This is a genomic window from uncultured Intestinibacter sp., from assembly GCF_902468165.1.
GTDB lineage: Bacteria > Bacillota > Clostridia > Peptostreptococcales > Peptostreptococcaceae > Intestinibacter.
Genome location: NZ_CABQXJ010000020.1, coordinates 25954 through 38658, shown reverse-complemented (window position 1 = coordinate 38658; position 12705 = coordinate 25954). Strand labels below are relative to the sequence as shown.

Annotated in this window: 7 protein-coding genes; all 7 read left to right on the top strand. The window is 29.2% G+C overall.

What is annotated here, in order from left to right; translation table 11 throughout:
- The first annotated feature begins 109 nt into the window (after positions 1–109).
- The 7 genes from RDX53_RS05585 (at position 110) to radA (ending at position 12705) form a co-directional block, all read left to right on the top strand.
- Positions 110–523 (top strand): hypothetical protein, encoded by a 414-nt coding sequence (locus tag RDX53_RS05585; RefSeq protein WP_295576198.1) that lies wholly within the window; start codon positions 110–112, stop codon positions 521–523.
- Positions 524–851: 328 nt separating this feature from the next.
- Positions 852–4313, top strand: a complete 3462-nt coding sequence (locus tag RDX53_RS05580) for a pyruvate carboxylase (protein ID WP_307993826.1) — start codon at positions 852–854, stop codon at positions 4311–4313.
- A 461-nt stretch (positions 4314–4774) separates the two neighbouring features.
- Positions 4775–6709, top strand: coding sequence for a translation factor GTPase family protein (locus RDX53_RS05575; RefSeq protein ID WP_295677442.1), 1935 nt, complete (start codon positions 4775–4777; stop codon positions 6707–6709).
- A 287-nt stretch (positions 6710–6996) separates the two neighbouring features.
- The gene (locus RDX53_RS05570) at positions 6997–7590 is read left to right on the top strand and encodes a UvrB/UvrC motif-containing protein (RefSeq protein WP_295778516.1); all 594 of its coding nucleotides are present in this window, start codon (positions 6997–6999) and stop codon (positions 7588–7590) included.
- 11 nt (positions 7591–7601) lie between these two features.
- Positions 7602–8591 (top strand): hypothetical protein, encoded by a 990-nt coding sequence (locus tag RDX53_RS05565; RefSeq protein ID WP_295735103.1) that lies wholly within the window; start codon positions 7602–7604, stop codon positions 8589–8591.
- A gap of 57 nt (positions 8592–8648) precedes the next feature.
- Positions 8649–11096 (top strand): ATP-dependent Clp protease ATP-binding subunit, encoded by a 2448-nt coding sequence (locus RDX53_RS05560; protein ID WP_195931571.1) that lies wholly within the window; start codon positions 8649–8651, stop codon positions 11094–11096.
- 241 nt (positions 11097–11337) lie between these two features.
- Positions 11338–12705 carry a DNA repair protein RadA gene (gene radA, locus RDX53_RS05555; RefSeq protein WP_195931686.1) on the top strand — a complete coding sequence of 456 codons (1368 nt, stop codon included), beginning with the start codon at positions 11338–11340 and terminating at the stop codon, positions 12703–12705.

The following is a 12705-nucleotide window of genomic DNA, read 5'->3' as shown; positions in this document are numbered from 1 at the left end:
AATTATATTAATAAGGTTATATTATTAATATATAATTATATAATAATTAAAAAATAAGAAAGGAGAATCGGATAGGTTATAAAATAAGACTATCTGATATAAAAGAGTTTTGTATATAATATTTGACGAACAAATAATTGACAGCGAAGAAATAAAAAATTTAATCGAAGAAAAAAGTAATTTTAAAGTTGAAAAAGATATGTGTAAAGCAACTAAAAGAGAAGATGTTTTAGCATATTTATTAACTTTAGATGTAGATTTAATTAAAAAAGAAATAGAAGAAGAATATGATTTAAGCGGCATGGAAATGGATGATTTATTCGAAGAATATATGCAAATTGCAGAAGAAAAAGCTATGGAATTAGAAGATTTAATGCCAATGTACTCAATCATGGAGGCTAGATCTTATAAATGGGATATGAGTGAAAATAAAATAAAAACAGTAATGGCTGTAACTCATACAGATTTAGGAACACTTAAACTTTCTGATGTCGTAAAAAGATTATTATCTGAAACAGATTAATAATATAAATATGCAATAATAAATAAATTTTGAGCTATCATGCTTTCATCGTAATACAGGGGAGATTATAAAAATTAATTTATATAGTACATTTAAACGCAAAATAATATATTTATTCATACAAATAAAAATATTTATTTATATGTAATAAAAAATATTCTAAAATTACTTAATAAAAATATGTTATTTTTTGTAAACACATAAATATTCTTATACATTATAAGAAATTTTATTATTAATTAAGGAAGTTGAGAAAAGCGGTTACAAATTAAATTAAATTGATTTATAATCTTAAATATTACGATGAAAATAAGCAGGAGGGGATAATATGCAAAAGCAGTTTAAAAAAGTATTAGTTGCAAACAGAGGAGAAATTGCAATAAGAATTTTTAGAGCATGTGCAGAGTTAGGCATAAAAAGTGTAGGGATATATAGCAAGGAAGATAAGTATAGTTTATTTAGAACAAAAGCTGATGAATCTTATCTGATAGATGAAGATAAGGGACCTATTGATGTATATCTAGACATAGATGGAATTATAGAATTGGCCAAACAAAAAAATGTTGATGCTATCCATCCTGGATATGGATTTTTAGCTGAGAATTCAGAGTTTGTTCGCAAATGCGAAGAAAATGGAATAACTTTTATAGGGCCATCAGCAGATATAATGGATAAGATGGGGGATAAAATAAACTCTAAAAAGGTTGCCCATGGAGTAGGGGTTCCTACTATACCTGGAGTTGATAAGGTTATAGAGAGTGTTGAAGAGGCAAAAGAAGTCGCAAATTACGTTGGATATCCTGTTATGGTTAAAGCGTCTAATGGCGGTGGCGGTAGAGGTATGAGAGTAGTTTATAATGAAAAAGACTTAGCTCTTGAATATGAAACTGCCTGTAGTGAATCAAAAAAAGCCTTTGGGAAAGCAGTTATATTTATAGAAAAATATATTGTAGAGCCAAAACATATAGAAGTACAGATATTAGGGGATAAACAAGGAAACATAGTCCATTTATACGAAAGAGATTGTTCTGTACAAAGAAGACATCAAAAAATAATTGAATATGCACCTGCATTTTCTTTATCTACAGAGTTAAGAGAAAAAATATGTAGTGATGCAGTAAAAATAGCTAAGAGTGTTGGCTATGTAAATGCAGGAACTTTAGAGTTCTTAGTGGATTCAGATGGAAACCATTACTTCATAGAAATGAACCCAAGGGTTCAAGTTGAACATACTGTAACAGAAGAAGTAACTGGTATAGATATAGTACAAAGCCAAATATTAATAGCAGAAGGATACACTTTAGATAGTGAAGAAATAGATATAAAATCTCAAGAAAGCGTAAAAGTAAGTGGATTTTCAATTCAATGCAGAATTACAACAGAAGACCCTAAAAATAACTTTATGCCAGACACAGGAAAGATACAAGTTTATAGAACTGGTTCAGGAGCAGGTATAAGACTTGATGGTGGTAATGGATGTGCAGGGTTCGATATAAGTCCATATTACGACAGTTTATTAGTTAAAACTGTATCTTGGGATAGAACATTCAAAAAAGCAATCAATAAAATGTTAAGATCTATAAGAGAGTTTAGAATCAGAGGAGTAAAAACAAATGTCGGATTCTTAACTAACGTACTAGAAAGTCCTGTATTCCAAGAAGGGAAATGTAGTACAAAATTTATAGATGAACACCCAGAATTATTTAATATAAAAGAAAGCAAAAATAGAGCAACAAAATTGCTTCAATTCATAGGTAACGTTATAGTAAATGAAAATAAATGTGCGCAAAAGCCAGTATTTACTAAACCACACAAACCAATAATAAGAACAGACATTCCATATGTTGAAGGAAGTAGACAACAACTAGAAAGACTAGGAAAACAAGCATATATAGAAAAAATAAAAAATGAAAAGAAATTATTATTAACAGATACAACTATGAGAGATGCACATCAATCTTTAGTTGCAACAAGATTAAGAACTTACGACTTCTTACAAGCAGCACCAGCCACAGAGGCCTACATGAAAGATTTATTCTCACTAGAAATGTGGGGAGGAGCTACTTTTGACGTTGCGTATAGATTTCTAAACGAATCACCATGGAGAAGACTACAAAAACTAAGAGAAGAAATACCAGATATATTATTCCAAATGCTATTTAGAGCATCTAACGGTGTTGGATATACTAACTATCCAGACAATGTTATAACTGAGTTTATAAAAGAATCAGCAAAACAAGGAATAGATGTAATAAGAATATTTGACTCACTAAACTGGGTTGAAAATATGAAATTATCAATTGATGCAGGTCTAGAAACAGGCAAAATAGTAGAAGCGACAATGTGTTATACAGGAGACATATTAGACCCATCTAAGTCTAAATACAACCTTGAATATTATATAAATATGGCACAAGAGTTAGAGTCATTAGGAACAGATATCATATGTATAAAAGATATGGCAGGTTTATTAAAACCACACGCAGCGTATAGCTTAATAAAAGCATTAAAGGAAAATGTAAATACACCAATACATCTACATACTCATGATACTAGTGGTAATGGAGTTGCAACTTGTTTAATGGCATCTAAAGCTGGTGTAGACATAGTAGATACAGCTTTACAATCAATGGCAGGGCTTACAAGTCAACCATCGTTAAATGCTATAGTAGAGGCTTTAAGATTTGATGAAAGAGATACAAAAATAGATTTATATGGATATGAGCAAATAGGCGATTATTATTATGATTTAAGAGAAGTTTATAAAAAATTTGAAAGTGGATTAACAACTTCTTTCGCACAAATATATCAATATGAAATGCCTGGAGGACAATATTCTAACCTTAAAGCACAAGCAGATAGTTTAGGATTACAAGATGAATTTGACTCAGTAAAAGAAAATTATCAAAAAGCTAATAAGATATTAGGGGATATAATAAAAGTTACACCATCTTCTAAAGTTGTTGGGGACTTATCAATATTTATGACTAAAAATAAATTGAACGAAGAAAACATAATAGAAGAAGGTAAAAAATTATCATTCCCAGATTCAGTTGTTGATTATTGTAAAGGAATGATAGGTCAACCTGTTGGAGGAATACCAAAAGATTTACAAGAAGTTGTTTTAAAAGGGGAAGCTCCAATAACAGACAGACCAGGTAAATTAATGCCGTTAGCTGATTTTGAAGCTGATAAAGAATATTTAAATGAAAAATTCTCTATGGAATCTAATATAAGAAATATTTTAAGTTATGAATTATATCCAAAAGTTTATGAAGATTATTTAAGACACCTTCAAGAATATAACGACATATCTAAATTAGAAAGTCATGTATTCTTCTATGGACTAGATAAAGACGAAGAATGTGATGTTGAAATAGAAGAAGGTAAATTATTAGCGATAAGATTAATTGGGGTTGGTCCAGTAAAAGAAAATGGATATAGAACAGTAGTATTTAGAATGAATGGATCATTAAGAGAAGTCGAAATAAAAGATAAAAACTTCTCAGGATTAATAAAACAAGTTCAACTTGCTGATATGAATGACCCATTACAAATAGGTGCAGCAATACCAGGCAAAGTAGTTAAAACTCTTGTCAAGAAAGGTGATATAGTAGAAGAAAATCAACCATTAATAGTTATAGAAGCTATGAAGATGGAAACTAATATAGTTGCTAAAGTAGCCGGGAAAATATCTTCTATAGAAGTTAGAGAAGGAGATATGGTTACAGATAAACAATTATTAATGACTATGGAATCACTAGGAGAAGAAGCTGTAACTGAAGCATAATTATTAAAAATTATTTAAAAACAATATATTAAAATTAATTTGAAGTCACCTTTTTATTATATATGTAGTGTGAATACCTACATTAAATATATAAAGGTGACTTTTTTATGATTTAAAATTTTCACCCCTACGCGGGTGACTTTACTAAGAAAAAACACATACAAAAAACTATAAATTACATAATAAAACTAATCCAAAATAAGAAATAAAAGAAGGGAATACGTCATTAAAATCCAACTTGAAAAAACGATTTCCATATTGGAATAACAATAAAAAAATTATAGATATAAAGAGGGAAATTATACTTATATGTAGAAATATATTTAACTATAAAGTAAATAATTCTTTTTAAAATGGCATATAATGTAATAAAAGGGATTATATATTACAAAATATATAAATAAAAATATTAAGGAAATCAACGACTTAAATTTTTATAACAAACAAAGGTAGGTGCTCTTATGAAAGTATATGATAGTAACGATTTAAGAAATATTGCAATTTTAGGACATAGTGGTTGTGGTAAAACTAATTTAATCGAAGCGATAGCATACACTGCTAATCTTACAAATAAGATACCACAATTAAGCGATAAAACTAATATGACTTATAGTATGGGACTAGTACCAGTAGAATACAATGGTATCAAATATAATTTATTAGATACTCCTGGATACTTCGACTTCTGTGGAGAAGTAATTTCTTCTCTAAGAGCTTGTGCAGCTGCAGTTATAGTAATAGATGCAACAAATCCGATACAAGTAGGAACAGAAAAGTCACTAGAATTTACCGAAAATATGCCGAAAATAATGTTTATTAACAAAATTGATAACGAAAAAGCTAGATACAAAGATGCAATAGACATGTTAAGACAAAAATACGATAAAAAAATAGTACCAATGATAATACCTGAATACAAAGACAAACAATTTGTCAAATTACATAATATACTAGATAACTTACAAGAAGCATTTGATGGAGATTTTGAACAACAAGCATTAGCAATAAAAGAAGGTCTTATGGAACTTGTTGCAGAAGCTGACGATGCTTATTTAGATAAATATTTTAGCGGAGAAAGATTTACTGAAGAAGAATTACAAAAAGGAATCACTATAGGTATAAAAAGAGGGGATATCATCCCAGTTATCTGTGGTTCAACTATAAATAATATAGGAACAAAAGAAATATTAGAGACATTAGAATCTTACATTTATCCAGGTCACACAGATAGCGATTCACCATTTAGAGGACAAGTATTCAAGACAATGGTTGACCCATTCACAGGAAAATTGTCTTACATAAAAATAATAGAAGGAACTCTAAAAAAAGACATGGACATCATAGATATAACTCAAGATAAAAAAGAAAAAATATCTAATATATATACAACAGTAAATGGAAATTTAGAAGAACTTCAAGAGGCAAAAGCAGGTGACATAGTAGTAGTAACTAAAATTTCATCATTAAAAACAGGAGATACTATAGCAGAAAAAGCAGATGCTATACCATTACCTCCAATCGAATTGCCAAAACCACAAATTTATTATGCAATTGTTCCTAAAAATAAAGGGGACGAAGAAAAAATTGCTTCTTGTTTAAATAAAGTTTCAGAAGAAGACCCAACTATACACTGGTACAGAAATCCAGAAACAAAACAAACTCTTGTTGGTGGCCAAGGTGAACTACACATAAAAACAATTAAAAAACAAATGAAAGAAAAATATGGAGTTGATTTTGATATAGAAGATATTAAAGTTGCCTATAGAGAAACAATAAAAGGAACTTCAGATGTACAAGGTAAACATAAAAAACAATCTGGAGGACGTGGACAATATGGTGATGTTAAGATAAGATTTTCAAGATCAGCACAAGATTTTGAGTTCTCAGAAGAAATATTCGGTGGTTCTGTTCCAAAATCATATATACCAGCAGTAGAAAAGGGATTAAAAGATTCTATGCAAAAAGGTATATTAGCAGGTTATCCAGTTACAAATATTAAAGCTGTATTATATGATGGTTCTTACCATGATGTAGACTCTTCTGAAATGGCATTCAAAACTGCCGCTTCAATAGCATTCAAAAAAGGTATGCAAGAAGCAAAACCAATTTTATTAGAACCTATAATGAAATTAAAAATAACAGTTCCAGAGGAATATATGGGAGATGTTATGGGGGATATAAATAAAAGAAGAGGTAGAATATTAGGTATGGAACCTAATGACAAAGGCAAACAAGTTATATTTGCCGAAGCACCTCAAAGTGAAACATTTAAATATGCTATAGACTTAAGAGCTATGACTCAAGGTAGAGGTCAATTTGAAATGGAAATAGAAAAATATGAAGAAGTTCCAGCTCAAATAGCTAAAAAAATAATTGAGGAAGCTCAAGATAATTAATATTTAAAATTATCTAAAGGGGACTTGTACAGCGTTAATTTGTATAGGTTCCTTTTTGTTGTGAATGAATATAAAAAAGTATATAATTATAAATAATAGTCAAAAAGCATATTAATAGCTTTATAAATAGTAAAATAATAATAGCAAATAAATTAATCTGCATTGAATTAACATAAAAGAGGTAATAATAATATTATGTGTTATAAAGAAGTCTAAATATTTAGACATTCAATATAAAATAATTGAAAAATATTAGCATGGCTATTTTATTTATGAGGAGGGATAATATGTTGTGTCAAAAATGTAATAAAAAAGTAGCTACAGTTTTTATAAGTACAGTTGTTAATGGTAAGAATAGTCAAATGTACTTATGTACAGATTGTGCAAAAGAATTTCATGATAGCATGAGTCCTGACATGCAAATTCCTTTTCCTATAAATGATATTTTATCGAATATGGAGTTTAATGAAGATACAATAAACAATTTGATAAAAGATTTAAAGGAAATAGAAGATAAAAATGTAGTCGAAGGGGTAAATGGTATTGATAATACAGAATCTTCACAAAAAAATGAAGAAAAAGTAGATATTACATGTAGTGTTTGCAATACTTCTTTTGAGGAATACAAAAAAACAGGAAAATTAGGATGCAGTAAATGTTATTCAACTTTTGAAAAACAATTAAAACCTATATTAGAAGGCATTTATGGCTATTCAGAACATATAGGTAAGTTTCCTAAAAATAAATGCAAAGATACAGAAGCTATTAGAACAGTTGAACAATTAAAAGAACAATTAAATATAGCCATCCAAGAAGAAGAATATGAGCAAGCTGCTAAACTTAGAGATGAAATACTACAGTTAGAAGCCAACGATATTTAGGAGGAATTTATATGGAACAAAGTGCAGTAATGAAGTCAAAAATAGAGATAGCAAGAAATTTAAAGGGTTACTCATTTCCGCATAAGTTATCTAGTAAAGAAGCTGATATTATAATAGATAAAGTAAAAAACACTTTATCCAACTCAAAATATGAGTTTATTTTACATAGAAAAAATGATTTAAGTGAAATAGAAATAAATGCACTTATAGAAATGGAATTAATAGATGATAACTTCTTAGAAAGTCAAAATGCAGCATTACTTATTAATACAGATAAAACAATATGCATATTAATAAATGGACTAGACCATATAAAAATCCAAGTAGTTGGTAATAATGACATTAAGGGCTTATATGAAATAGGAAATGAAATAGATGATATATTAGAATCAAATTTAGAATATGCCTTTGATAAAGATTTAGGATATTTAACAACATGCCCTGTTAATGTAGGGACAGGGCTTAAGATAACTAATACTATACATATACCATCTATAGAAAAATTAAAACAAGTAGATGATTATTACAAAATAGCACATAAAATAGGTGTTAACTTTAAAGGGGTATATGGAAAAACAAAATCCATATTAGGAAGTTTATACACTATATCTAATAGCATAATGCTTGGAAGGTCTGAATCTAATATAATCCAAAGCGTAGAAAGTATGTCAAATGATTTAAGTAAAAGGGAATATGAATCAAGAGAAGTATTAAAAAATCTTGAAAAAATAAACTTAGAGGATGAAATTTTTAGATCTTTAGCAATTTTATCTAGTGCTAGAGTAATTACAAACTCAGAGTTAATGCAATGTTTGTCTAATGTTAAATTAGGGATAGAAATGGGTTATATAGAAGATGTAAGCCTAGAAAAAATAACAAAACTAATGACAGGAAGACAACCTTACTTAAAAATTATAAGTGCATATGATGAAGAGAATAAAATAGAAAGAGCAACTTATATTAGAAGGGAATTTAGTTTAGCTAATAGAAATAATAAATAATATTATTTCTGTCTATACAGATTAATTATCAGTATAGCATCGATAGGAGGGATTGGTATGTACTTCAATAGATTTACTCAGGGGGCCAAAACTGCTATAAATCTTGGCAAAAGTTATGCTAAAGGCTTGGGGCATAGAGTAGTAGGAACTGAACACTTAGTAGTAGGACTTTTAAGAGAAAAAGATGGAATTGCAGCAAGAGTTCTTAAAAGTTTAGGAATAGATATTAATACATTTGAGAATAAATTAGTTGAAATAGAAGGTAGAAATAATCCAGTTGAAGAAGATATACCTTTAAGCCCACGCTCAAAGCAAATTTTAGAAAAAGCCGCTGTTTTTGCCAATAAACTAAAAACTAATTACATAGGTACAGAGCATATATTATTAGCTATTGCCCAAGAAGGTGAAGGACTAGGTATAAAATTACTTAGCAGTTTAGGTGCAGATCAAAGAGACATAGTAGAATCAATTATGAAAATGATGGGAGTTGAAAATTATTCAATGGAACCAGCTAAAAAGAGTGATACAAATAAAGAAGAATCTTCAAAATCAAAATTATTAGATAAATATGGTGTTAACCTTACATCAGAGGCTAACAAAGGAAAAATAGACCCAGTTATATGCAGGGAAAAAGAAATTCAAAGAGTAATCCAAATTTTAAGCAGAAGAACAAAAAATAATCCAGTATTAATTGGAGATCCCGGAGTTGGGAAAACTTCTGTAGCTGAAGGATTAGCTATAAATATTTCTAGAGGAAGAGTGCCAGATACATTAAAAGACAAAGCACTATATACTCTAGATATGGGGAGTTTGTTAGCAGGAGCTAAGTATAGAGGTGAATTTGAAGAAAGAATCAAACAAGTAATCGATGAAGTAAGAGAAAAAGAAAACATAATACTTTTTATAGATGAATTACATACAATTGTTGGAGCTGGATCAACAGGAGAAGGTTCAATAGATGCATCAAATATTTTAAAACCTGTATTAGCAAGGGGAGAAATGCAAATAATAGGAGCAACAACTATTGATGAATACAGAAAACATATAGAAAAAGATGCAGCACTAGAACGTAGATTCCAACCTGTTTTAGTAGAAGAACCTAGCAAAGAAAATACAGTAAAAATCTTAAAAATTCTTAGAGATAGATATGAAGCACATCACAAAGTAAAAATAACAGACGAAGCTATAGATGCAGCAGTAGATTTATCTGTAAGATACATAACCGATAGATTTTTACCAGATAAAGCAATTGACTTGATTGATGAAGCAGGTTCAAAAGTAAGATTGAAAGAAAATACTCCACCAGAAAACATAAAAGAATTAGAAGAAAAAATAGAAAGTATAAATAATGAAAAGGAAGAGGCAGTTAGATGCCAAAACTTCGAAAAGGCAGCTAAAGTTAGGGATGAACAAAGAAAGTTAAAAGAAGAATTAACGCAAGTTAGGGAAAAATGGAATAACTCTACAAAAGACAAAGATACAGTTAATGCTGAAGTAATAGCAGATATAGTTTCTATGTGGACTGGAATACCAGTAAATAAAATCGTAGAGGAAGAAGCCGAAAAATTATTAAATATGGAAAATATCTTACACAAAAGAGTTGTAGGACAGGATGAGGCAATAAAATCTATTGCAACTGCTATAAGACGATCTAGAGCAGGAATAAAAGACCCAAGTAAGCCAATCGGTTCTTTTCTATTTTTAGGACCAACAGGGGTAGGTAAAACAGAACTAAGTAAAGCTTTAGCAGAGGCACAATTTGGAGATGAAAATCAAATTGTAAGAATTGATATGTCTGAATACATGGAAAAACACGCAGTATCTAGATTAATAGGTTCTCCTCCAGGTTATGTAGGATATGATGAGGGTGGTCAACTTACAGAACAAGTTAGAAAAAAACCATATTCAGTAATATTATTTGATGAAATAGAAAAAGCTCATCCAGATGTATTTAATATTTTATTACAAATATTAGATGATGGTAGACTTACAGATTCGAAGGGGAGAACTGTAGACTTTAAAAATTGCATCATTATACTTACTTCAAATGTTGGAGCTACTACAATTAAAAAACAAAAACGATTAGGATTTGGAGTTGTAAATGAAAAAGATGCACAAAAAGATGAATATGAAAAAATGAAAGAAACTATTATGGTCGAACTTAAAAAACAATTTAGACCTGAATTCTTAAATAGAATAGATGATATAATAGTATTCCATTCATTAACTAAAGAAGACATATCTAGTATAGTTGTCTTAATGTGCAAAGAATTAATAAATAGATTAAAAGATTTAGATATTAATTTAGAAATGGAACAAGATGCAATAGATTTGATTTCAAAAGAAGGTATTGACTTAGAATATGGTGCTAGACCATTAAAAAGAGCAATACAAAATAATTTAGAAAATGAATTATCAGAATTAATTTTACAAAGAACTATTAAACCAGGCGACGATGTAGTTGCTAGTGCAAAAGATGGCAAGATGGTGTTTAATGTTAAATAAAATTATTAAAAACTTGTATAATTATTTAATGGGGGAGTTGAAACTCCCCTATTTTAAATAATAGATTTAAGAATAGAAAAATGTATATATATATAATAAATTTAGTATATTTAAAAGATTAAGTACTAAAAATGCAAAATTTTCTTGTTTTTTAAGGATTATGTAAGAAATATTTGATATTATTAAAATAAGATATATGTTATTCTAATAATAGAATTAGATGTTAAGGGTGATAAAATTAATGGCGAAAATTAGAACGAAATACGTATGTCAGTCATGTGGTTATGAGACGAGTAAATGGATGGGTAAATGCCCAGAATGTATGAAATGGAATTCATTTGTAGAAGAAATAGAAGAAAAAAAAACTAAAAAGGAAGTTTTTATAATAGATAAATCAAGCTCACAGCCAGTGAGCATAAATTCAATAGTTGCTGTAAAAGAAGAAAGATTTACAACAGATATAGAAGAATTAGATAGAGTTTTAGGTGGAGGAATTGTAAAAGGGTCATTGGTTTTAGTCGGTGGTGATCCTGGGATAGGAAAGTCTACACTTTTAATGCAAGTATCTAGCAAAGTTGCAAATACTAATAAAAAGGTATTATATATATCTGGCGAGGAATCAGAATCTCAAATAAAAATGAGAGCAAGTAGATTAGGTGTTAATTCACAAAATTTATATATTTTTGCTGAAAATAATCTGAGTATAATAGAAGCTCATTTAGAAAAAATAAATCCAGATTTAATTATAGTTGATTCAATTCAAACTGTATATTCTCCAGAGATATCTTCAGCTCCAGGTACTGTTAGTCAAATCAAAGAGGGAACTTCAAAATTCATGAAAATATCTAAAAAAATGGGTATATCAACATTTATCGTTGGTCATGTTACAAAAGAGGGTGCTCTTGCAGGACCTAAATTATTAGAACATATGGTAGATACAGTATTATATTTTGAGGGAGAAAGATACAACTCTTATAGATTAGTTAGAGCAGTAAAAAATAGATTTGGTTCTACTAATGAATTAGGAGTATTTGAAATGAAGGATATAGGTTTAGTTGAATTAAAAAATCCTTCACAAGTTTTGATTTCTGAAAAACCAAAAGATGTTTCTGGTTCCGTAATCATATCAACAGTTGAGGGGACTAGACCAATGTTATTAGAATTACAGGCTTTAGTAGCGCCTACTAACTTTGGTATGGCAAGAAGAACATCTACGGGGGTAGATTTTAACAGAGTAGCCTTATTATTAGCAGTTTTAGAAAAGAGAATTGGTTTACAAATTCAAAACCAAGATGTATATATAAATGTCGTTGGGGGAATCAAAATAAACGAGCCATCAATAGATTTAGGGATAGTTATTGCTGTTGCTTCAAGTTTTAGAAATATACCTATAGCATCAGACATAGTTGTTACAGGAGAGGTTGGTTTAACTGGAGAAATAAGAGCTGTGAGTTATATCGAAAAAAGAATAGCAGAATGTAAAAAACTAGGATTCAAAAAAATAGTGATACCTAGAAATAATTATGAAGTAGTAAAAGATGTAAAAGGCATAGAGATAATACCAGTTGACAATCTTAGACAAGCGATAAATATAGTGCTAAGGGGGTAA